Origin of the sequence: Paenibacillus sp. FSL F4-0243 (assembly GCF_037963295.1) — a bacterium.
GTDB lineage: Bacteria > Bacillota > Bacilli > Paenibacillales > Paenibacillaceae > Paenibacillus_AQ.
Genome location: NZ_CP150151.1, coordinates 6362538 through 6386438, shown reverse-complemented (window position 1 = coordinate 6386438; position 23901 = coordinate 6362538). Strand labels below are relative to the sequence as shown.

Sequence of the window (23901 nt, the reverse complement as noted above, 5' to 3'; positions counted from 1 at the left end):
AATGACAATTACTTGTGTGATCATGGCGGGTGGAAAGGGAGAACGTTTCTGGCCTAAAAGTCGAACGAATCTCCCAAAACAATTTTTAAACATCTCAGGGAACAAATCAATGATTCAACAGTCGATAGCTAGATTAGAAAAGTTAATTGATATCAGTCAAATTTTTATTGTAACCAATGAACTTTATGCTGAATTAATTAAAGCTCAAATACCGCATTTGCCTCATGCAAATATTATTATTGAGCCAGTCGGAAGAAACACAGCACCTTGTATTGGGTTGGCATCCATCATTATTGAAGACAGATTTCCAGATAGCACAATGATAGTTATACCTTCAGATCATATTATTGAGAATGAAGAAGGATTTGTGCAAATCTTGAAAACTGCTGTTGAAGTAGCTCAGGATAATAGTAATCTTGTTACTCTCGGTATTCAACCTACGTATCCAGAGACCGGATATGGATACATTGAAAGTAGTGACCAATTCAAGGAAATTAATGAATTGAATGTTCATAAAGTAAATAAGTTTGTTGAGAAACCTGATTTCGAGACGGCTCAATCTTATCTAGAATCCGGTAATTTCTTCTGGAACAGTGGTATTTTTGTTTGGAAAATTGAGACTATCAGAGGTTATATTAAAGAACTTATGCCAGAGATGCACGATATATTAGAGACTATGAAAACAGTCTTTGATTCTGAAGATCGTGACGCAATTATTCGTTCTGAGTTTCTAAAAATGCCAGATCAATCTATTGACTATGGGATTATGGAGAAGGTAAATAATATCTATGTTATTCCTTGTGTTTTTGGATGGGATGACGTGGGCAGTTGGACTGCTTTAGAAAGAATAAGTGATCTGGATGAGAATGGGAATGTCATTAAGGGCAACATATTAAACCTAGATACAAAGCGCTGTATTATTGAAAGCAACGGGAAACTAATTGCTACACTTGGTGTTGAGGATTTGATAATCGTTGATACTGAAGATGTAACCTTAATTTGTACAAAAGACAAGGCTCAAGAGGTTAAGCTACTGCTTAAAGAATTACGTATGCAGAAGCTTGAACAATATTTATAATTAACAATTAATTAATATTAAAGGGGAATTTATTACAATGACTAAACACGCACTCATTACTGGTATTACAGGACAAGACGGTTCATATTTGGCAGAACTCTTACTTTCTAAAGGATATAAAGTATTCGGTTTACGCCGTAGAACAAGTGTGCCAATTCTTGAGAATATCGAACATTTGCAGAATGAAATAGAATTTATTGATGGAGATTTGCTTGATATGGGCTCCCTGATTAATGCAGTACGCATCTCTAACCCAGATGAAGTATATAACTTAGCGGCTCAATCGTTTGTAGCAACTTCTTGGATTCAACCGGTTGCTACAGGACAAGCAACGGGGATTGGTGTAACCAACATGCTTGAGGCTGTGCGTTTAGTAAAACCGGATGCTAGGTTCTATCAAGCTTCTAGCAGTGAAATGTTCGGTAAAGTTGTAGAAACTCCACAAAAAGAAACTACGCCGTTTTATCCTCGTAGTCCTTACGGAGTTGCTAAAGTATACGGTCACTGGATTACAGTAAACTATAGAGAAAGCTACAATATGTATGCTTGCTCCGGTATTTTATTTAATCATGAATCTCCGCGTCGGGGAATTGAATTTGTAACTCGTAAAGTTACTGATGCGGTTGCAAGAATTAAGTTGGGAATGCAAAGCGAACTTCGTTTAGGTAACCTGGATGCAAAAAGAGACTGGGGTTTTGCTGGCGATTACGTGAGAGCTATGTGGTTGATGCTGCAACAGGATAAAGCAGATGATTTCGTGATTTCGACTGGCGAAACACATACTATTGAAGAATTGGTGGAAATCGCATTTAGCCATGTTGGGTTAAATTGGAGAGACTACGTTGTAATTGATCAGAAGTTTGTAAGACCTGCTGAAGTTGATCTGTTACTTGGTGACTGCACCAAGGCTAAAGAAAAACTGGGCTGGGAACTTGAGGTTGGGTTTGAACAGCTAGTGAAAATGATGGTGGATAGTGATCTTGAAAAATTGTCTAAATAGGACTTATTTTCATAATTAAGGAGGCTTACTAATGAGGGCTTTGATAACAGGTTCTACTGGTTTTGTTGGTCAACATTTGGCAAGCTACTTAATGAATTATGGAATTGAGGTTTGGGGAACCACCAGGGATAATTTTAATGGAATTATCCCTGGTATGAAAATTGTTCCTGTTGATTTTGAAAATGTCGGTAGTCTTGTGAAGGTACTAGATGATGTCCAACCGGATTTTATTTATCATTTAGCGGGTCAAAGCTCGGTCAAGGATTCTTGGACAGACAAATCAACTACTTTTCAAAGCAACGTGAACCTCACTATACATTTATTAGAGGCTGTTATTAACAGTACAATCAAGGGGAAAGTTAAAGTCTTAACTGTTGGTTCTTCAGAGGAATATGGCGGTCCTGATGAGCAGTATAAGCCTATTTCTGAAGATGCCTGTTTGAAACCTACATCTCCTTACGGTATTTCTAAAGCTACAGTGGGGATGCTGGCAAGACATTACTTTGTTGCCTATGGATTAAAAATAATTCACGCAAGGCCGTTTAATCACATAGGACCTGGTCAACGTGTAGGGTTTGTTGTGTCTGATTTTTCAAATCAAATTGTACAAATTGAAAGAAGACAACAGAACAACGTAATATCAGTGGGGAATTTAAGTGCACAAAGAGACTTTACTGACGTTCGAGATATTGTTCATGCGTATTATCTTTTACTAAATCAAGATGAAAATGCTGATTGGGGGGGGAGTGTTAATGTATGTTCTGGTAAGGCAACGTCCATCCAGAGCATATTAGATACACTGCTCTCACTTTCTCATTCCTTCATTGATGTCGTTGTTGATAGTGATAAGCTGAGACCCGTAGATGTCCCAGTATTCATCGGGGATAACACTAAGCTTAAAAGTTTAACCGATTGGGAACCAACCATTAGCTTAACGCAAACACTTAGTGATGTTTTGAAAAAATTGAGAGATCAAAGTTAAGGTGAGAAACTGGATGATAAATGACTGGATTGATGTTTATAAATATAGAGAGTTCCTGAAAAATTCAGTTTCTAAGGACCTAAGAACAAGGTATAGAGGTTCTGTGTTTGGATTTTTGTGGACGTTTCTCAATCCCTTGTTAATGCTTGTGGTATATTCTGTTCTTTTTTCAATTGTTGTTAGAATGGAAGTTGATAATTACCCCCTATTTTTATTTAGTACATTACTTTCGTGGAATTTTTTCTCGAATTCAATTTTAAGTGGTTCCTCTGTTATTGTAGGATCGGGTAACTTGATCAAAAAAATCTATTTCCCACATGAAATTTTGCCTATATCTGTAGTTATGGGTGGTTTAGTAAATTATATCTACGGTTTGGTGATTTTGATTCCTGCGCTTTCTTTGTATGGTTATTATCCGAATGTGTATTATATTTATCTACCTTTAATTTTGTTAATACAAGTAATATTAACTTTAGCAATCACTTTTTTGGTATCATCGCTGACTGTTTTTTTTAGAGATTTAGAACATATGCTTGTAATCATAGTGAACGCTTTGTTTTATTTATCAGGGGTGTTGTTCCCATTATCAAATGTACCAGAAAAGGTTCGGTGGCTTTTTTATTACAATCCAATTGCCATGATAATGGCCGCTTATCGAGATGTTTTCTATTATAACAAGATGCCTGATATAATTTCTCTTTTAGTGATTGGTCTTTTCTCCTTAGTACTTCTTGTTATTTCACAACGAATATTTGCAAAATTAAAGTTTAGATTTATTGAAGAAATCTAGAGGGTGGATATGATGTCTAACATTGCGATTAGGGTTTCAGATGTCTCAAAAAAATTCAAAATATTTGAGGACAAACCGGCTACTTTAAAAGATCGTATTATTTATAGAAGTAAAGGTGTCTTCCAAGAAAAATGGGTCCTAAGGGATATTTCGTTTGATGTACCCAAAGGTAAAATGATTGGACTAATAGGGCGGAATGGATCAGGTAAAAGTACCTTGTTGAAGATACTTACTCGTATATTGCAACCAGATACGGGGAAAGTGGAAATTGTAGGACGTGTTTCTAGCCTGCTTGAATTAGGAGCAGGCTTTCATATGGATTTCACAGGACGTGAGAATATTTATATGAATGCGTCCATTTTTGGTTTGTCACGGAAAGAGATTGATGGAAAAATTGACGAAATCATTCGCTTTGCTGAATTGGGCCCATTTATTGAAAACCCTGTAAGAACCTATTCCTCTGGTATGTATATGAGATTGGCTTTTTCTATTGCGGTTCACGTTGACCCAGATATTCTTTTAATTGATGAAATATTGGCAGTTGGTGACAATGCCTTTCAAAAGAAGTGCATCAGCAGGATTGAAAGCTTTAAGAGTCAAGGGAAGACCATCGTTTTTGTATCGCATGACAACGGAGTAATGGAAAGACTATGTGACGAGTTGTATTGGATACACGAATCGCGATTAGTTGATCATGGTGAACCTCGGAAGGTAGTCAGAAACTATATGGACTTCTTAAACGAGAGTGAAGAAAAACGACTAACGGCTGAGTCTGAAATTGTAACAGCTCCCGTGAAAAATGTGGAAGCGTTAGAAGTTGTAGAACAGGGTGAACGATGGGGGAATAAACTGGCTGAGATCAGAAATGTGAAAATGGTTGATGCTGCTGGCGAAGAAAAGCACTTTTTCGAAAAAGGGAAATCGGCAAAGGTACTTATTAGTTATGAGGCTGCAAAACTCAAAATAGATAAACCTGTATTTGGAATTGGTGTTTATAAAATGGATGGATATTGTTGCTACGGAACTAATACACATATTGACGGTGAAAAATTGATTTTACATGATACCGGTGTTATAGAAGTATCTATTGAGCATCTGAATTTGGTTGCTGGTGAATATTATTTGGATGTTGCCTGTCATCATGAAAATGGAACTCCGTATGACTATATAACAAGAGCACTTACGTTTAACATTAAGTCTTACGAAGAGGAAATAGGAGTAGCCTACTTGCCGCATCAATGGATTCATAAAGGAGGTCAGAAAGAGAATGAGTAACAAGTTTAAGTCAACAGAAGAACTAATGGAACATTTAAAAAAACAGATTGTGCAGTATTCCAATGGCGAAGAAGTAGCTTTGGATTATAGTTCCAATCAAGAATTGCCTACTATGGCTGGTCAAATTGACATAGCCCGTTTAAAACAAGAGGTTGAAAGAAATAATTTGTTATGGAATGTGAGTGCCGACCAACCTATCACATCTCACCGTAAAGTCTCCGGCAAATTAATAGTCTTTGGGAAAAAGTTTGTGCGCAAATTTCTAAGATGGTATGTTGCTACTCCCTTTAAATCTCAAACAGAGTTTAATGGATCGATAACACGTTCTTTTAATGAAACGACTAATTTGTTATTAATTGCGAAAACGAAAATTGAGGAGTTGACTTCCTCACAACATGAATTAATGAATCGAATAAACCTAATGGAAGAAAGATTGTCTAGACAAGATAACATCATCGGAAAATATGAAAATGAAACTCATACTAAATTTGAACATCTGAAGAGTGATTTAGATCGTTTGACTGATAATGAGGAAGTCTTTCATAATATCGGGCAAAGAATAAATGTAGTTCAAGAGGATATAAAGCTTATAGATAAATTAACAAATGAGCAGAAAAATACTATGAATAATTTTATTTTCCCAAAATTAGATGAGATGAATGGTAGGATTCATTTTAACGAGCAGCAATTAAGAGCGGAACTCAACTTTCTAAACTATAGAATCAGAAAGTCTAAAAATACTCACTTGAAAATTGCAGATGCTACTTCTTTGCATGTGAATATTGATAAGGACAAAACGGAATCTGCAACTGAGGAATCACAGTTTGACTATCTCCTTTTTGAAAATAGATTTAGAGGATCAAATGAGGATATTCGAAACAGACAGATGAAGTACCTTCCTTATTTTGAGAGTAAGCAAAACGTATTAGATATAGGTTGTGGGCGAGGAGAGTTTATTGAACTTCTTCTAAATTCTAACATTTCTGCTAAAGGGATTGACATGACAGATGAAATGGTTGAATATTGCCAAGATCTAGGATTGCCTGTTGTGAAACAAGATGCAATTAACTATTTAGAACAACAGGAGGATAACTCTATTGGAGGGATTTTCCTAGGGCAGGTGATAGAACATATTCCCTTTGATAGTATTATCAAACTAGTTGAGCTGGCATGGAATAAATTGATGCCTGGATGTTACTTGATTATGGAAACTCCAAATCCACAGACACTTGCTATCTTTAATCGTTCTTTCTATATGGACCCTACACATGTGAAACCGGTGCATCCTCTTACGGTTCAATTTTTGACAGAGTCAGTAGGTTTTAGAGAATCTAAGGTCATTTACTCAGGGAGAGTCGAGAAAGAATCTGCATTGCCTCATGTCCAGGCTTCATTGGACAGTATTCAAAATATAGAGGAAATCAACAACTCAATTGACAGATTAAATGATCTCTTGTTTGGAGATCAAGACTACGCTCTAATAGCGCGCAAGTAGAGGGCAGGAGACTATGAAAATTGGAATAATTAAACCTGATTATAAGATTAACGGTGGTTTCGAAGTAGTTATCAATCATATTAAAGAAGAATTAGAGAGAATCGGACACCAAGTAGATATCGTTTATGTGGATGCGACGGAGAGAAGTATTAATAATATTCCGTTCCCTGTAAGCAACGATGAGTATGAACAGAATGTTGAATTTTTCAATTATATTAATTACTTTTGGAAATATATGAGAATGGATTTATCGCTATATGATACAGTCATAAGCACTCAACCTCCGTCCTTTGCTATACAGCATCCTAAGCATATAGCCCTCTTTTATCATCATAGTAAGGTTCATTATGACTTATCAGAACTTATTCAAGAAGTCGGGCTAAATAAACCATTTCATCTGAAGGCTCAAGAAGTGATAAGGGAAATTGACTCTATTAGTCTGTCGAAAGTGTCTACTATTTTAGCGGGAAGTAAAACCATAAAGCAAAGGATTGCCAAATACAATAACCTAAGTATAAATGTAGACCTTTTTTATGCCGGGATCGATAACGACATATATAATTATAATGGACCAGTCTCATATCAGTCTCCAATAATAGTTGGAAGGCATGAGTTTCCCAAACGACCTGAACTATTTGTAAAGGCTATGAAAAAAATACCAGAAGTTCAAGGGCGAATTATTGGTGAAGGTGGACGAACCGGAGATCTTAGAAAAATAGATCAGTTGCTGACGTATGCGGCTAAGCAAGAAATGGAGATATCAGATGAAGTTGTTTGGAAGAAAATGTCCAATGGAGCGTTCACAAAAGAGCATTTAGACATACTTCATAAATCCCAGAAGACACATTTGAAATCAAATGTTATTTTTACAGGTAGAGTATCGAAAGACGAATTATTTAAAGAATATGCCAACGCGTTGTGTGTAGTTTGTCCTGCTTATGAGGAAGACTACGGACTAACGGCTATTGAAGCAATGTCATTCAAAAAGCCTGTAATTGCTTGTACAGACGGTGGTGGATATGCGGAATTGATTAAAGATGGCGTGAATGGTTTTCTAGTAGAGCCTAATTCTACTGCTCTTGCTGAAGCAATATATAAATTAGCGACTAATCCAGATCTGGCTAAACAGATGGGGGGGAATGCTTATGAAACAAGCAGATTATACTCCTGGAATAATGCAATGAGAACAATATCGGAAACGATTATAAAGTAGGAGGCGCTCATGAATGAATATAGCCATTATCTCTCCTAGTCCTAAACCATTCGCAGTAGGTGGCATCGAAAAGTTGATGTTGGGGCTATATTATAATATAGATAAATTGACGGATCATAGGGTTGAACTTTTTAAAATCCCTACAGAGGAAAATGGGTTTTGGCAGCTTATTGATAGTTATAGAAATTTTTATAAACTGGATTTGAGTCATTTTGACATGGTAATAAGTTTTAAATACCCTGCATGGATGGTTAGTCATCATAATCATGTCGTTTATATGGCGCATCATCTTAGAGGATTGTTTGATACGTACCACTTTATGAATATGCCTGAGAATATGTCCAAAACAAAATATAGCCTCATAAATGAGATAGTTGATTATACGAACAATAAGGCGAATTTAAATAGCGATTTGGACTCATTTTTTGAAAGGATTGATCAATTATACAAGGATAGGAATTCATATCCAGAATCTTTGTTTTCATTTCCAGGCCCCTTTATTAGGGCTATTATTCATTTTTTGGATGCTTGGGCTCTTCATCCTTCCAGAATTAATAGATATACTTCGATTTCCAACACTGTGAAAGTTAGAAAAGACTATTTTCCGCACAATGTAAATGTTGATGTAATCCATCCTCCAACCTCGCTTGAAGGACTGGGAACAGGCGCATATGATTACTTTCTGATCGTGGGGAGATTGGACGGGGCTAAACGAGTTGAGATGGTTGTTAAAGCAATGAAGTTGATAAAGAACCCTGATGCTAAATTACTGATTGCTGGAACAGGCCCAGAAGAATATAAGTTGAAAGAACTCGCTGGAGATGCCTCCAATATAGAGTTTGTGGGTTACATTAACAATGAAAAATTAACAACCCTATATAAAAATGCGTTGGCAGTAATATATATTCCTTATGATGAGGATTATGGACTAGCGACTATTGAGGCGATGCATTGTAAGAAGCCGGTAATTACATGTAGAGATTCTGGCGGCACGACGGAGTTCGTAAGACACGAAATCACTGGATTAATTGCTGAAAGTAATCCAGAAAGTCTAGCACACCAACTAGAACGACTTATTAATGATATTCCTTTTGCAATGGAACTAGGAGAAAAAGGTTATGAAACAGTAAAGGGAATAACTTGGTTGAACACAATTCATAGTTTACTTAATAATAAGGGGATATCCGTCTCACCACCTGTCACTGCAATACAAAAGAAAAAGATTGTTATCTTATCTACTTATCCAGTTTTCCCAAAACAACATGGAGGACAACTGAGAACATATAATTTGTATTATAATTTGAAAGATGAATTCGATGTAACTGTTATTAGTCTCAATGATAAAGGACAGTATTACAAGCTTGATAAAGCTGGTTTTGCAGAAATAAGTATACCAAAGACCCAAAAACATCAAGATCAAGAGTGGCAGATTGAACGTGAGGTAGGAATACCAATCACTGATATTGCAATGGAGAGGTTATCTCACTATACTCCTGAATATCATGAAATTTCTAAGAAGTATTTGGACGATGGTGATATTTTAATTGCATCTCAGCCTTATTTATTTCATCTCATTGAACCATATTGTGGTGTGAAAAAGGTTGTATATGATGCTCAAAATGTAGAATATGAACTGAAGAAGAATATGCTTCCTGATGGTAAGATGACAAAGGATCTTTTGAAGGATTTATTTAAGCTTGAGCAAAGAGCTGTACGACTTAGTGATTATATATTGGCATGTTCATCAGAGGATATATCCAAGTTCAAAGAATTATTTGAAGTTGAAGATGCGGGAAATGATAAATTCGTACTTGTCCCAAATGGAGTTGATTTGGCGAGTAATAAATATACAAGACCAGAAGAGAAGAAGATCCTAAAAGAAAAACTTGGCTTGATAAATGAAAACATAATAGTATTTATTGGTAGTTGGCATAAGCCTAATCTTGAAGCTGTAGAACAAATACTGAAGTTAGCTCCAAGTTTACCCGATTGCCACTTTATAGTTATGGGTGGTCAATGCGAAGCTTTTAAGGGGATAACCCCACCTTTAAATGTAGCATTTGCTGGAATTGTAAGCGAGGAAATGAAAAGCTTGATCTACTCTATTGCGGATATTGCTATAAACCCGATGTTGAATGGTTCGGGAACAAACCTAAAGATTGCTGAGTATATGGCGAATGGCGTGCCTGTAATTTCGACGAAGGTTGGGGCTAGAGGGTATGATTTTGAAAATGAACACTTGGTCATTAGCGAGTTAAACGGATTTGTCAAGATGATTGATATCTTGTCTAAAGATGGACAATTAAAAAATGATTACATTAGAAACGCATATAAATATATTGTTGAAAACTTTTCATGGGATTTGATTTCTCTGAAAATAATAGATTTATTTAATGATCAAAACTGAGCTTATTTCTCAGAGTTTAGCATTAGAGTGCAGAATAACATAATTAATATGGAGATAAGATGGAAAGGGATACAGATAGGGATTACCTTTGAGGATTTGCAATCATAACATTTTCATTAGTATGTTGCATATATTGGGTAGAACTATTAACCAGTAATGGAGCGACAATTGCAAAATCATATCACACGTGTCTCAGAACGATGCCTACCGAATCTCATGACTGTGTCTGTCCTGAAAAATTAGGAGACGATGTCTTTTCTGGGAACGACATTGAAGCGTTCCCAGAAGGCAGGTCATATCTCGGACTAGGGGAGATTGGCCGATTTTCCATCAGTAAGGTTGTTGATCAATTCGTTTAATCCTTCCATAAGCAAGAACCTTAACAAGGATGTACATATTATCGGCGATTTTTTTCCTACAGGACCATCATGTCGCGACTCTTCTGTCTTTATGATGTTTAACGGATGGACGTTGGGAGAACGAAACACTACGTGCAATTAATTCCAGCCGGTTGGCCATAAAAAGGGACTTATGGCAGACGGTCTAGCCCATGGGCATGTTGTCGAATCAATAAGTAGTAATTCTTTTGAAAGTTTCAATTGTCGGTGTGCCTGTCGATTGCACTTCTGAAGCACCCAACTAAACTACTCGAAAGGAACCGTCTTTGCTTTTTAGAAAAGTAGAGTAATCGGCTTTGAACCATCCACCGACTACATCATCGGCAGTGCTTTCGCGGACCATCCCTTTGTTCTAGGGCTGCTTGTGTCCAATCCTGTCGCTAAAGGAACAAGCTGTACCGTGTAACCGAGTAGTTCTTAAACAGATGATACCTCTTCTTCGGTAAGTACGTACGGATTGAAGTATGGACTGGAGCATGGTAGACTTTTTCATGAGTCCGTCTCGTTTCGGAATTTAGTATGAGTACAAGCAGTCTACCGAATGAGCGGTCTTTTTTAGTGTTTATATGATCCTATATATGTAATATTGGGTTGGCAGAGTCTCGATTTATATGCCTCGGGGTATGCCGAGAGGTTACTGAAATTTAGGGAGGAACACATGGTTACGGAAAAAATCAGGGATCTTAAAAATATATATGTCTTGTTAGCTATTTTTCTTGTTAACTTCATAGTTAGATTATACTTGGCAATTAAATTCGTGATTCCAGATACGTTTTACGATGAAGTTCTTTGGTATAATTTAGGTGGTAGTATAAATAAATCCTTTGAAATGATTTTTAGAGGATTTAATATGGATATCAAAACAATTCTGTATTCAATGTTCATTGCTCCGGCGTTTAATTTGCCTAATAATTATCAGTATGTAGGTGTAATATCAATAAATGTATTCCTGATGAGTTTAACCGTATTTTTTATCTATAAAATTATCATAACGATTACAAGTAGTAGAAAGATTGCATATTTTGGTGTTATATTAAATTGCTTAATGCCTGAGATGGCGTATTCATCCAAAATATTGCAAGATAATTTGTTTTATCCTTTAACACTACTTACTTTATTGGTACTTATTAGATTAATTAAAAGCGATAAAAATAAATTGGCTACCTCAATCTTGTTAGGATTCTTAGTGTTTCTATTAACGATTTGTAAGGATTTTGGGTTAGCTTTATTGGTTTCATTAGTTATCTTTTTTGTGTGGGATATATTCAGTAGTAAAAATGTAAAGAAATCTCTTGTTACTTTAGGGAGCTTCGGATGTACATTTGTTGTTTTTAACTATGCCTACACTAAGTGGTTTTACTTTGTTAATAATGACATAAATAATGATTTTGCTTCATCATCACTCGTTCATGTATTATTACAAAAATTATTTGATATTGAAGAACTAATCAGATATTTTTATGCGATAAATATATACTTACTTTTATTGTTGCTTTGTACTGGAATAATACCGATTATATTAATAATTCTTAATTTCAGAAAACTTACAGATTATCAACAAAAATTTGCTCTAATAGTATTAACAACGTGTTTTATTACATTAAGTGTTGCAATATTCTTAACAATTGGTTCTGAAACACCGAATGACACTAGTATAAGGGTGCATTTTAGATACATTTACAGCTATTTCGTAATTTTAATTACCTTAGGATTATATTCATGGGAAATTGGTTTGAATAGTGATCAGTATAAAAAATTAATTAATGTACTGTATATTACGTCTGCTTTTATAATCATTGCAACATTACGTATTAATCCTGGCTCATCAATTGATTCCCCCATCATTATAAGTTTTCGTTATTTTGATAGATATGCATACGGAGAGTATTTAATAAAGAGTTTTTTTCTTTTTATAATAATTTTAATGTTGTATGCAATTCGTAAAAATAAAAAGTTGATTTCAATAGGTTTATTCGTCGGCATCCTCAGTTCATTTATATTGAATACAATTATTTGGTATGATTGGCAGAATGACAATAAAATAGTGCAAGAAAGTTTGATTCAGGACATAACTGCAATTAATCATATTGTTGGAAATAAGGATGTATTGCTTATAGGGCAAACAGTTGCAAGTGAAAGTAATTTAGAAATGAACCTTCAGGATACAGATTATAGATATATGCTCTTTGATGACTTTGTTAATAAGTTAGAAGATGAAGGTGAATTTAGTATTAAAGATATTCGCTTGTCGGGGTTCCAAATCAATGAACAAGTTGATCTGACTAATTATCCACAATATATTATTACCCGTATAAACACACTTCAAAATATTGAGATTGATGGTTATAAGAAAATGGATACGAATTTGGCTCAATATGATATTTATAATTTGGAATCGATGGATATGAATCTTCAGTATTTAATTAACAACAGGTATTCTGACAATTGGACTGAGAAAAATTTTAGTATAGAAACATATGGTTTAAGAGGGAAAGACAAATTTAATCTATACTTGAATATTTCCAAAGGATCCAATCCCAATAGAGTAATTGACATGAAATTTAGTACAGAACAAGGGAATAATCAAATAAAAATAGATAAGGAAAATAGTGAAGTATATAAAGTTGAGCTGAAAAAGGATATAAACGAAGATAAAGTTGTTGTTAATGTGTCTTCTGAAAATTCATTTATTCCTAATAATGTTCTTATGAATGGAGATAGTAGAGAGTTACTAATTCAACTAGAAAGCTTGGAGGTAGAATGAATTAAGAATCATAGTAGAATTTATTTCACAATCACTTAGGTTAAGTAGTTGTTGTGTGTTAAAGCTAGCTAATGAAAATAGGTGGTTGAGAGGTATTAGAGAATAGTTTGATTCATTAACATTTCAAATATCCACTATGTTCAATATCTATACATTTAAAGGTTGCTAAGAACATTAGATTATTATTAAGAGGTGGGTAACATTGAAAAAAAGAGTCCTTCTAATCATTCCGGCTTATAATGAGCAAAGCAATATTTTAACTCTATTGAGTCAAGTAAATAGTCTAAATATTACTAATGTTGAGATGGAGTATTTGGTTATTAATGATTGTTCCCAGGACAGTACAAGTTTGTTATGTAAGGAGGCTAATGCTACAATTGTAAATCTTCCTTGTAATTTGGGAATTGGAGGAGCCGTTCAGACCGGGTATATCTACGCGTACAATAATAATTTTGATATTGCAATCCAGGTTGATGGTGATGGACAACACGATCCATATTATGTAAAAGATTTGATAGCGCCTATTGTTAAGGGGCAAGCTGATTTTGTCATAGGATCAAGATATATAGAGAAAAAAGGGTTTCAGTCTACTGTTTTTAGACGAATGGGTATAAGTTATTTTAGTTTTCTGATAGGGGTTTTGTATCGTGAGAAAGTAACTGATCCAACATCTGGGTTTAGAGCATGTAATAAAGATATTATTAAATTGTTTGCTTTAAATTATCCAACTGATTATCCAGAGCCAGAGTCAATAGTATATTTATTAAGAAATCGATATAGGGTAATGGAAGTAGCTGTAACGATGAAAGAGAGGGTAGGAGGGGTATCTTCAATCCAATCTTTTAAGGCTGTTTACTATATGTTTAAAGTTACCCTCGCCGTATTAATTGACACCTTAAGAAAAAGAACAATAATTGAGGTGGAAAAATGATTTCATTAAAACTCCAACTGACTCTGATTATTAGTTCTCTAATAGTATTCTTTGTATTATTAAATATGATAAGGAAATATCGTCTTGAGTTAAAGTATGCATTAATTTGGTTAGCTATGAGTCTCTTAATTATTATATTAGCTATTTTCCCTAAAATTTCTGTATATACTGCTCATTCAATTGGTATTGAAACTCCTGTAAATGTATTATTTCTGTTGTTCATACTTTCAAACTTTACGATATCTTTTAGTATGACGATAGTAATATCTAAAAATGCATCTAAAATTACTAAGCTAACGCAAGAGTTAGGCTTGATTAAAATGGATATAGAACAGTTGAAATCTTACCAAATACCAATTAGTAAAGAACAGGTGGAAAAAATATAGTATTTATATGAAAGGTAAGAGGGAGATATTTAGTTTATTCACTTTACTTTCAGAATAAAATACATCTGTTTTATTGGGTAGCTATAGTTTTCACCGCATTTATTAAACATCAGTTTATATAAAAAATAAAGTTTAAAACACGTCATAATCTTTTTAGCTTTGCGGAAGTGAAACGCATTTTTATAATCATTATTATTGAAAGAAGCAGCTAACCATTAATATATCTAAGGCTAAAGTGCAGTAACCTATTTCTCCTTGGCTTAGCGATAACCAACTATCAGTGATTTTTTGATGGGAGATGAATTTGGTGAGTTGAAAATTGTTATAATAATCTGTTGTTTATTTTAGGAGTGTTTATACTTTGAAAAAAATATGCATATTTGCTGCCCATTTCTATCCACATTTAGGGGGGATAGAAACTTATACTTTACAATTGGCGAAAAAAATGATTTTAAATGGCTACGAAGTAATAGTTGTAACGTCTAATACTGAAGATTCACCAGAATATGAACTTTATCAAGGGATTAAGGTGTATCGACTTCCTGTTATAAAGTTTATTAATGGGAGACTACCATTTCCGAAACTTAATATGAGTTTTTTTAAGATGCTAAAGAAAATAAAAGAAGAAAGATTAGATTATTATATTCTTAATGCTCGATTTTATATTCACTCTATTATCGGTTCATTAATTGCCAAGAGAGAGAAAAAACCGGTTATTTTAATAGAACATGGTACTGGTCATTTTACTCTAAATAATAAATTTTTGGACTTTATTGGACATATATATGAACATACGATTACATTCTTTCTAAAACGTTTAGTGAAAGAGTTTTATGGTGTATCCCATGCTTGCAATAAGTGGCTACAGCACTTTAATATTTCAGCTTCAGGTGTTTTATATAATGGTATTGATATTGATTACAAAATAAAAAGTTATAAAGACTATAGAAAGTTGTTAGATTTAGATGATAATGAAGTGGTAATTACTTATGCTGGGAGATTGATAAAAGAAAAAGGAATCATCTTGCTAGTTGAGGCTTTTAATAAATTGTGCTTGAAGTATAACAATATAAGTCTTGTTGTAGCAGGAGATGGTCCTTTATACTCTGAAGTTACAAATATGAAAACAAATAAAATATATCTGTTGGGTAGAATGGAACATGATGAGGTTATGAAAATAATGATCACGTCAGATATTTTTGTTTTAGCGACGGATTTTCCAGAAGGGTTGCCTACTTCTATTCTAGAGGCTGCGTTATATAAATGTGCAATATTGGCTTCTCCAAGAGGTGGCACTCCGGAAGTAATTATAGATGAATCATACGGACTTCTGGTCAATCCCGTGGACAGTGATGAAATTTATAATGGATTAGATTACCTGATTTCAGATAAAAGAATTAGAGAACAGCTATCGAAGAATGTGCATCAGAAAGTATTGAGTGAGTTTGACTGGTCGGTAACTGCAAAAAGCCTAATCAATAATTTAAATCGAATAGATCAAAAAGATAATATTCTCTAGGAGGACTTTTATTGAAATCACATAATATTTGTATAATTGGAGCTGGCAATATATCTAATACCCGACATATACCAGCTATAAAATCAATGAAAAATCTAAAGATAGCTGGAGTTGTTGGCGTTTCTGAAAAAAATGTAAGAAATACTTCAAATAAAAATAAAATAACTAATTCATATGTGTTAGAAAAAGGGGTAGGTATCTTTGAACAATTAGAGAGTTTGAGTTGGTTTAAAGATATTGATTCCGTAGTAATTGGAATACCGCCACAAGATCACTTCGAAGTTGCGAAAGCATGTTTATTATTAAATAAACATGTTCTCATTGAAAAACCAATGGTAATGAATACAACTGAAGCTAAAGAACTTACAAATATTTCGAAGTCTAGAAAGTTGATATTGAATGTAATGCACAACTTTCAATTTGCTAATAATTTCATGAAACTTGAAAAAAGAATCAATAAGGGTGAGTTTGGTAAGATTGTTTCTTTTTTTGAGGTTCAATATACCAATAGAAACCGTAGATTACCTGTTTGGTATAATGATCTTCCCCTTGGTTTATTTTATGATGAGGCGGCACATTTCCTTTATCTTCTTGACAGATTAGGTGGGAAAGTGGAAATTGTTGATGCGAATGCTTTTTATGGTAATGATGAGAAAGAGAATACTCCTATGATATTAAATACTGATATGATAGCTGGAGAGAAACCAGTGAATTTATTAATAAACTTTAATTCCCCCATTTGCGAATGGGCACTGATTATATCATGTGAAAAAAAATTACTTATTTATGACTTTTTTAGAGATATTGTTATTACAATACCGAACGATGAGGAACATAGAGCTATGAATGTAATTACTACTTCTTGGATGTTTACTTTCCATCATTGGAAAGGTACCATTTTGAATGGGTTTAAAATGCTTACCGGAAAATTGCTTTATGGTCATGATGTTGTTATAAGTAAGTTTATTAATGCAATTGAAACTGGTCAGAGTGACCCGAGCATAGATAGTGAGAGTGGATACAGAAATGTTGAAGCTATGAATGAAATTGTCAATCGTATTCATAAAAAGTATAATATTAGCTAGTACGTCTCGTGGTTTATATTTCCCTTTGAGGAGTTTTATATGAATTATATTTTAGTAATTCTCTATCTTTTATTGTCCGCATTTGGAATGGTTCTTATTAAATTAGGTGGATCGAACACAAAAATTAATTTTACTAATAGAGCTTTTGGTCTGCATATTGATTTATGGTTAGTAGGCGGCATAATGTTTTATTTATTAAGTTTTTTTCTGTGGATAATCATACTGCAAAAATTTAAACTTAGTTACATTTCCCCCCTAGTGTCTGGGATTTCATACATTCTAATAATTACATTGTCTTTGGTCATCTTAAATGAAAAAATCACCAATTTTCAATGGATTGGAATAAGTATAATTTTTGTAGGAGTTATTTTCATGAATATCAAATGACATTATCTATAATGTATTCATCTTTATGATATTTGTATTGAATATGATTTGAAATCATATTTATGTATAAATTATATTGAAAATGGGGACATGAATATGAAAAAAGTGTTAACTCTTAAGGACTCAGTATTACCTGAACCGGTTGTCATGGTGACAACCGGGTTTTTTTATGGAAAGCTACACAGAAGAAATCATACACAAGCTTGGCCTTAACTATCAGCTAGATCCTAAAGCCCAAACAAAGTTAATCCGCGTCTTATCCGGTGTTATTTATGATGTTATCGTTGATATCCGCCGTAATTCCCCTACATTTGGTCAATGGGTCGGAGTAATTCTTAGTGAATATAATAAACGTCAACTACTGGTGCCTAAAGGCTTCGCGCAAGGTTTTTGTACGTTGGTTCCGAACACCCAAGTGTTATATAAGGTGGACGAATATTATTCCCCCGAAAATGATCGCGGCATATTATGGAATGATCCAGCCTTAGGTATTGATTGGCCGACTTCGAGTCCAGTATTGTCGGATAAAGATCAACGCCACCCATTGCTGAAGGACGCGGAACTGAACTTCGAAATATAAACATATCTAATGAAATAAAGGTGGTCTACACATGAAACTCCTCATCACCGGCGGAGCCGGTTTTATCGGCAGCAACTTTGTATTATACGTGCTGCAACAACATCCTGATTATCAAATCATTAACGTAGATGCGTTGACGTACGCAGGTAATCTGGAGAATTTGAAGTCAATTGAAAATCATCCGAACCACAAGTTCGTAAAAGCAGACATTACAGATGTACAGGCAATGGATGCTTTGTTTAGCCGAGGTGTTGATGTAGTGGTGAATTTTGCTGCTGAATCGCATGTGGATCGGAGTATTTTGGAGCCTGAAGTGTTTGTAAAGACGAACGTGCTTGGAACACAAGTGCTTTTGGATGCGGCGAAAAAGTACGATGTCACTAAGTTCGTTCAGGTTTCTACGGATGAGGTATACGGATCATTGGGAGCAACCGGGTTATTCACCGAAGAAACTCCACTTACTCCTAACAGTCCGTATTCGGCAAGTAAAGCAGGTGGAGACTTGCTTGTACGTGCATATCATGAAACGTTCGGGCTGCCAGTGAACATTACCCGCTGCTCGAACAATTATGGCCCTTACCAATTCCCTGAGAAGCTTATTCCGCTTATGATCTCCCGCGCACTTGCGGATCAAGCGTTGCCTGTATATGGCGATGGGATGAATATCCGTGACTGGTTGTATGTTGAAGATCACTGCAGTGCGATTGATTTGGTTATCCACAAGGGCGTGAACGGTGAAGTATACAACATTGGTGGCAATAACGAGCGTACGAATGTGCATATTGTAAATACGGTACTGCAGGAATTAGGTAAGCCGGATTCTCTAATTACCTATGTTCAAGACCGTCCGGGTCATGATCGTCGGTACGGTATAGATCCAACTAAGATTATGAACGAACTGGGATGGAAGCCGAAACATACGTTTGAAACAGGTATTAAAGAAACCATCCAATGGTATCTCAATAACCGCGAATGGTGGACTCGCATTCAATCTGGGGAATACCAGAAGTATGCTGAATTACAATATGGCGATCGTTTGGGAGAATCTCTATAATGGCTCCACTGAAGGTACTTGTTACAGGCGCGGCTGGACAATTGGGTCAGGACGTAGTTTTACTACTCCAGCATCAAGGTCACCAAGTGATGGGCTGCGACCGTCAAGAGATGGATATTACCGATCTGGATCAGTGTATTCGGGTTATTGGTGAGTTCGGACCGGATGCTGTAATTCATTGTGCTGCGCATACAGCAGTAGATGCGGCAGAAAGTGACATCGATGCTGCTTATTTAATCAATGCAACGGGCAGTCGAAACGTAGCGCTAGCTTCTGAAAAAGCTGGAGCTAAGCTGGTGTACATTAGTACGGATTACGTATTTGATGGTTTGGGAGTACAGCCTTACCATGAGTATGATAATACAGATCCTAAGAGTATATATGGTAAATCGAAACGTGCGGGTGAAGTGTTAGTTCAATCCCTTTCCTCTAAGTATTTCATCGTACGCACATCATGGGTGTACGGTAAATACGGGAATAACTTTGTCAAAACAATGTTGAAGCTTGGTCAAGAAAAGCCACTGCTTCAAGTCGTAGATGACCAAAAAGGTTCGCCTACCTATACAGTCGATTTAGCTCGATTTTTGTTAGAGCTTATCCAAACTGAGAAGTATGGTGTATACCATGCGTCAAATAGCGACTCATGTACTTGGTTTGAATTTACACAGGCAATTTTTGCAGAGGCTGAGGAAGTTTTAGGTTTGAAATTTACCGCTAAGCTTGAACCGTGTGCTACAGAACAGTTCCCGAGACCTGCACCACGTCCTCGGAATTCGGTGATGGAGCATCTGTCGATACGTACGAATGGATTTGAGGATATTCGACCTTGGCGTGAGGGCCTGAGAGATTTCCTCTTAGAGCTAAAAGAATAAGATAGTAGCAATTGAAACTCCCAAATCGTTTATAACGATACGGGAGTTTTTTGTATTCTTTCGTTATAATAAGAGGAGAGTGTGTAGTTAACAAGAAATTACAAAGTCGAGGATACTCATGAATAACAAAACAGTAAGTGTACATATCGTCACCTACAACAGTGCTGACGACATCATAGATTGTATAGAGGCAGTAATGGCACAGGATTATTTGGTCAAAAAAATTGTCGTAGTGGACAACGCTTCAACTGATGGTTCGGCGGATAAGGTCAGGACGTTCTATCACCAGTTTAACTCGGACTCACCCGCTGCATTCTTGGTGGGGCATGAAGCTATGAACTCCGCAAGGGAGATAAAGCAATATCCAACAATTGACCTTCTGGAGAATGAGCTTAACACAGGCTTCGCCCCAGCCCACAACCAGGCCATTTCGGCCACGAATACAGATTACGTGCTCGTCCTTAACCCTGACCTTACGCTGGCTCCAGACTATATCTCCAGACTAATCACACAGATGGAGAATAATCCACAGATCGGCAGCGCCACAGGCAAGCTTTTGCTGAAGGCGGATCATGGGCTGGTAGACAGCACAGGTCTCCGAATGAACAGAGCACGCCGTGCATTTGATCGCGGTGCGGGTGAGCCAGCTGACCAATGGACGCAATCGGGTCCTGTATTCGGTGTATCTGGAGCGGCTGCGATGTATTCTCGACGGATGATCAACGACATAAGTGTTGATGGTGAGTTTTTTGATGCTGATTTTTTTGCCTATAAGGAAGATGTGGATGTGGCTTGGAGGGCGGAGTTATTTGGCTGGCAGGGATATTATGATGCTGAGGCGATCGGGTATCACGAACGTGGCTGGAAAACGTCTGGTCGTAACACTAAGCCGTTGTTCATCCGACGAATATCTTACATTAACCGCTACAAAATGATCTACAAGAATGAACCGACTCGAACTATGCTGAAGACAATCTTCGTTTCTCTCCCCTATGAAATTGCAGCTCATGGTTATATGCTTCTGAGAGAGCCACAGTTAATTACAGCGTGGAAGTCCTTTTTTACTCAGCTCCCTGCGTTAAAAAAGAAGCGGGAGTATATACAAGCCGCGATAAAAGAGAGAAAGAAACACAAAAGCTAAATCGCATCTGGAAAAACCTCCCTGAAACGTCACCTCCTCTCAGGGAGGTTTTATGTTATAATTATTGTCGGTAGATTACTATATTTGTCAGGAGCGTTACGCAGTGAATGTAGATGTAAGTATACTTATTGTTAATTACAACACGTGTCGCCTGACGATGGATTGTCTCAGGTCGGTGTATGACTCGGAAACGAACTATTCCTATGAGATTATTTTAATAGACAACAATTCCAATGATGATTCGGTAGAGAAGATTAGTAGAGAGTTTCCAGGTGTAATGTTGATCGCAAATAACGACAATGTCGGTTTTGCCCGTGCTAATAATCAGGGGATGGAAGCTTCATCCGGACGGTATGTGCTGCTGCTGAATTCAGATACGGTGGTACGTAAGGATACGCTAGAGACGATGATCTCCTTTATGGATAGTCGGCCTGATGTAGGAGCGTCAGGGTGCAAGATTATTTTACCGGATGGCTCGCTGGATAAAGCTTGCAAGCGGGGGTTTCCTACACCGTCTGCTTCGTTCTATTATGCTTTTGGATTTAGTAAGCTATTTCCGGATCGTCCGAGGTTTAACGGTTACCAGTTAGGTTATCTGGACCCTGATCTTGATTACCCGATAGATTGTCTGGTTGGTGCGTTTATGCTGCTGCGGCGGGAGACGATTAACCAGGTGGGTGGATTGGATGAAGAGTTTTTTATGTACGGTGAGGATTTAGATTGGTGTTATCGTATTAAAGAGGCTGGTTGGGAGATTTATTATTATCCGAAGACTGCTATCGTGCATCTTAAAGGCGGCAGCGCCAGACGCAGACCGTTTAAGATCGTCTATGAATTCCACCGGGCAATGATTTTATTTCATCGTAAGCATTATAGTAAGAAGTACAACAGTATGATAAATGGAACAGTATATGCCGGCGTAGGTGTGAAGTTCGCACTTTCGCTTTTGCGGAATGCCTTAACTTCGCCTAAAACAGTCCCATCACCTGCTCAGAGTCTTAACTCCGCTAATGAAACAGGTGCACGTAACGAAAAGAATACTGAGGTGAATTTATGATTCGGCGTAATCAAAAATTTTTGACACAGCTCTATATGGTGGCTGACTTTCTTGTCATCCAGCTGTCCTTCCTTATAGCCTGGTGGCTAAAGTTTAGAAGTGGTTGGATGGAGTATGAAAACCCGTTGCCTGTAGAGTCGTACGCTTACTGGAGTATGATTTATGGCGGAATTGCAGTGTTAGTCGGTATACTGCTGTCGCTGTATTTGCCGAAGCGTAAGAAACGGTTTGTCGATGAATTCATTAAGATTTTCCAAGTGCATATTATGGGCATTTTCATTCTGCTCGGTCTGATGTTTTTCGTGAAAGAAATAAATATCTCCCGAACATATCTAGCTCTTTACATGGGATTGAACATTCTTTCTATTATGCTGTACCGTTATGTACTGAAGAAGATGCTTAAATCTTTTCGCGAAAAAGGCTTCAACCAACAGTTTGTACTTATCATCGGTGCAGGTACGCTAGGCAAAAGATTCTACAATAATCTAGAGCAATACCCTGAGCTTGGATATGAAGCGATTGGCTTCTTGGATGACTATCATACTTGGGATGGAATTGAAGAACAACGATATAAACCGATTCTTGGAACAGTTGACCAGTTGTCTGGAATGCTAGAGATGCTGCCTGTGGATGAGGTTATACTTGCGCTGCCACTTGATGCCCATTCGAAGTATCCTTCAATTATTGCGGCCTGTGAAAAAGCAGGTGTACGCACATTGATTATCCCTGACTTTTTCGACTACTTACCAGCGCGCCCTTACTTTGATAACTTTGCAGGCATGCCAATGATTAATGTTCGTGATATTCCACTAGATATGACGGGTAATAAGATGGCAAAACGATTGTTTGATATTGTGTTCTCTTTGTTCGCAATTATTATGATCTCACCAGTGATGCTAATCGTGGCTCTTGGTGTCCGACTGACCTCTCCGGGACCGATTATATTCCGGCAGGAACGTGTGGGATTGAACCGTCGTAATTTTATGATGTATAAGTTCCGCTCCATGAAGATGCAGCAGGATGGTGAAGAGGATACAGGCTGGAGTACGCGGGAAGATCCTCGTAGAACCAGATTTGGGACCTTTATCCGTAAGACAAGTCTGGATGAGCTTCCGCAATTTTTTAATGTGTTGCTGGGACATATGAGTGTGGTGGGACCTCGACCAGAACGCCCATATTATGTGGAACAGTTCCGTGATGAAATTCCAAAGTATATGGTAAAACACCATGTACGACCTGGAATCACAGGTTGGGCACAGAGCAATGGACTTCGCGGTGATACTTCCATCGAGGAGCGGATCAAACACGATATTTTCTATATAGAGAACTGGTCTTTACTGTTCGACATTCGAATTATTTTCAAAACGATTCGCAACGGCTTCGTCAACAAAAATGCTTATTGATTCCTGCACTTATTTTGGATTTATTAAACTTTTATACGATCCCCGTTTCTACCTATGGTAGAGCGGGGTATTGTTTATCTATTA

The 23901-nt window shown here is 36.5% G+C and carries 18 protein-coding genes and 1 pseudogene; all 19 read left to right on the top strand.

Features of this window, described 5'->3' with window-relative positions:
• Nucleotide 1 precedes the first annotated feature (1 nt).
• Nucleotides 2-1078, top strand: coding sequence for a mannose-1-phosphate guanylyltransferase (locus NSS87_RS28410; protein ID WP_339243681.1), 1077 nt, complete (start codon nt 2-4; stop codon nt 1076-1078).
• A gap of 37 nt (nt 1079-1115) precedes the next feature.
• Nucleotides 1116-2078 (top strand): GDP-mannose 4,6-dehydratase, encoded by a 963-nt coding sequence (gene gmd, locus NSS87_RS28405; protein WP_339243679.1) that lies wholly within the window; start codon nt 1116-1118, stop codon nt 2076-2078.
• A gap of 31 nt (nt 2079-2109) precedes the next feature.
• A complete protein-coding gene (locus tag NSS87_RS28400; RefSeq protein ID WP_339243678.1) occupies nt 2110-3060 on the top strand; it encodes a GDP-mannose 4,6-dehydratase in 951 nt (316 codons plus the stop codon).
• Nucleotides 3061-3073: 13 nt separating this feature from the next.
• Nucleotides 3074-3850, top strand: coding sequence for an ABC transporter permease (locus NSS87_RS28395; protein ID WP_339243676.1), 777 nt, complete (start codon nt 3074-3076; stop codon nt 3848-3850).
• Between the two features lie 9 nt (nt 3851-3859).
• Complete coding sequence (locus tag NSS87_RS28390) at nt 3860-5125, top strand: ABC transporter ATP-binding protein (RefSeq protein ID WP_339243674.1); 1266 nt, start codon at nt 3860-3862, stop codon at nt 5123-5125.
• Nucleotides 5118-6620 carry a class I SAM-dependent methyltransferase gene (locus NSS87_RS28385; RefSeq protein WP_339243672.1) on the top strand — a complete coding sequence of 501 codons (1503 nt, stop codon included), beginning with the start codon at nt 5118-5120 and terminating at the stop codon, nt 6618-6620. Before NSS87_RS28390 ends, NSS87_RS28385 begins: the two co-directional genes overlap by 8 nt.
• 13 nt (nt 6621-6633) lie before the next feature.
• Nucleotides 6634-7833, top strand: coding sequence for a glycosyltransferase family 4 protein (locus NSS87_RS28380; RefSeq protein WP_339243670.1), 1200 nt, complete (start codon nt 6634-6636; stop codon nt 7831-7833).
• Nucleotides 7834-7846: 13 nt separating this feature from the next.
• Nucleotides 7847-10240: a glycosyltransferase family 4 protein gene (locus NSS87_RS28375; protein WP_339243669.1), complete on the top strand. Its 2394-nt coding sequence runs from the start codon at nt 7847-7849 to the stop codon at nt 10238-10240.
• 1056 nt (nt 10241-11296) lie between these two features.
• Nucleotides 11297-13402, top strand: a complete 2106-nt coding sequence (locus NSS87_RS28370; RefSeq protein WP_339243667.1) for a glycosyltransferase family 39 protein — start codon at nt 11297-11299, stop codon at nt 13400-13402.
• A gap of 202 nt (nt 13403-13604) precedes the next feature.
• Nucleotides 13605-14333, top strand: a complete 729-nt coding sequence (locus NSS87_RS28365; RefSeq protein ID WP_339243666.1) for a glycosyltransferase family 2 protein — start codon at nt 13605-13607, stop codon at nt 14331-14333.
• Nucleotides 14330-14719, top strand: a complete 390-nt coding sequence (locus tag NSS87_RS28360) for a DUF2304 domain-containing protein (RefSeq protein WP_339243665.1) — start codon at nt 14330-14332, stop codon at nt 14717-14719. The genes NSS87_RS28365 and NSS87_RS28360 overlap by 4 nt, the downstream gene beginning before the upstream one ends.
• Nucleotides 14720-15080: 361 nt before the next feature.
• On the top strand, nt 15081-16238 hold the full coding sequence (locus NSS87_RS28355; protein WP_339243664.1) for a glycosyltransferase family 4 protein: 1158 nt from the start codon (nt 15081-15083) through the stop codon (nt 16236-16238).
• An 11-nt stretch (nt 16239-16249) separates the two neighbouring features.
• The gene (locus NSS87_RS28350; RefSeq protein WP_339243662.1) at nt 16250-17323 is read left to right on the top strand and encodes a Gfo/Idh/MocA family oxidoreductase; all 1074 of its coding nucleotides are present in this window, start codon (nt 16250-16252) and stop codon (nt 17321-17323) included.
• 483 nt (nt 17324-17806) lie between these two features.
• Nucleotides 17807-18290 (top strand): annotated as a pseudogene (gene rfbC / locus NSS87_RS28345) (dTDP-4-dehydrorhamnose 3,5-epimerase).
• A gap of 31 nt (nt 18291-18321) precedes the next feature.
• Nucleotides 18322-19344 carry a dTDP-glucose 4,6-dehydratase gene (gene rfbB, locus NSS87_RS28340; protein ID WP_339243660.1) on the top strand — a complete coding sequence of 341 codons (1023 nt, stop codon included), beginning with the start codon at nt 18322-18324 and terminating at the stop codon, nt 19342-19344.
• An 8-nt stretch (nt 19345-19352) separates the two neighbouring features.
• Nucleotides 19353-20216, top strand: coding sequence for a dTDP-4-dehydrorhamnose reductase (gene rfbD / locus NSS87_RS28335; RefSeq protein ID WP_339248689.1), 864 nt, complete (start codon nt 19353-19355; stop codon nt 20214-20216).
• 118 nt (nt 20217-20334) lie between these two features.
• The gene (locus NSS87_RS28330) at nt 20335-21357 is read left to right on the top strand and encodes a glycosyltransferase family 2 protein (RefSeq protein WP_339243658.1); all 1023 of its coding nucleotides are present in this window, start codon (nt 20335-20337) and stop codon (nt 21355-21357) included.
• 103 nt (nt 21358-21460) lie between these two features.
• Nucleotides 21461-22414: a glycosyltransferase family 2 protein gene (locus NSS87_RS28325; RefSeq protein ID WP_339243657.1), complete on the top strand. Its 954-nt coding sequence runs from the start codon at nt 21461-21463 to the stop codon at nt 22412-22414.
• Nucleotides 22411-23817, top strand: coding sequence for an undecaprenyl-phosphate glucose phosphotransferase (locus tag NSS87_RS28320; RefSeq protein WP_339243655.1), 1407 nt, complete (start codon nt 22411-22413; stop codon nt 23815-23817). The genes NSS87_RS28325 and NSS87_RS28320 overlap by 4 nt, the downstream gene beginning before the upstream one ends.
• Nucleotides 23818-23901 lie beyond the last annotated feature (84 nt).

Bases quoted from the DNA above. Each gene is read 5' to 3' on its own strand.
- NSS87_RS28410 (WP_339243681.1), top strand. From the start codon at position 2: ATGACAATTACTTGTGTGATCATGGCGGGTGGAAAGGGAGAACGTTTC.
- gmd (WP_339243679.1), top strand. From the start codon at position 1,116: ATGACTAAACACGCACTCATTACTGGTATTACAGGACAAGACGGTTCA.
- NSS87_RS28400 (WP_339243678.1), top strand. From the start codon at position 2,110: ATGAGGGCTTTGATAACAGGTTCTACTGGTTTTGTTGGTCAACATTTG.
- NSS87_RS28395 (WP_339243676.1), top strand. From the start codon at position 3,074: ATGATAAATGACTGGATTGATGTTTATAAATATAGAGAGTTCCTGAAA.
- NSS87_RS28390 (WP_339243674.1), top strand. From the start codon at position 3,860: ATGATGTCTAACATTGCGATTAGGGTTTCAGATGTCTCAAAAAAATTC.
- NSS87_RS28385 (WP_339243672.1), top strand. From the start codon at position 5,118: ATGAGTAACAAGTTTAAGTCAACAGAAGAACTAATGGAACATTTAAAA.
- NSS87_RS28380 (WP_339243670.1), top strand. From the start codon at position 6,634: ATGAAAATTGGAATAATTAAACCTGATTATAAGATTAACGGTGGTTTC.
- NSS87_RS28375 (WP_339243669.1), top strand. From the start codon at position 7,847: ATGAATATAGCCATTATCTCTCCTAGTCCTAAACCATTCGCAGTAGGT.
- NSS87_RS28370 (WP_339243667.1), top strand. From the start codon at position 11,297: ATGGTTACGGAAAAAATCAGGGATCTTAAAAATATATATGTCTTGTTA.
- NSS87_RS28360 (WP_339243665.1), top strand. From the start codon at position 14,330: ATGATTTCATTAAAACTCCAACTGACTCTGATTATTAGTTCTCTAATA.
- rfbB (WP_339243660.1), top strand. From the start codon at position 18,322: ATGAAACTCCTCATCACCGGCGGAGCCGGTTTTATCGGCAGCAACTTT.
- NSS87_RS28330 (WP_339243658.1), top strand. From the start codon at position 20,335: ATGAATAACAAAACAGTAAGTGTACATATCGTCACCTACAACAGTGCT.
- NSS87_RS28320 (WP_339243655.1), top strand. From the start codon at position 22,411: ATGATTCGGCGTAATCAAAAATTTTTGACACAGCTCTATATGGTGGCT.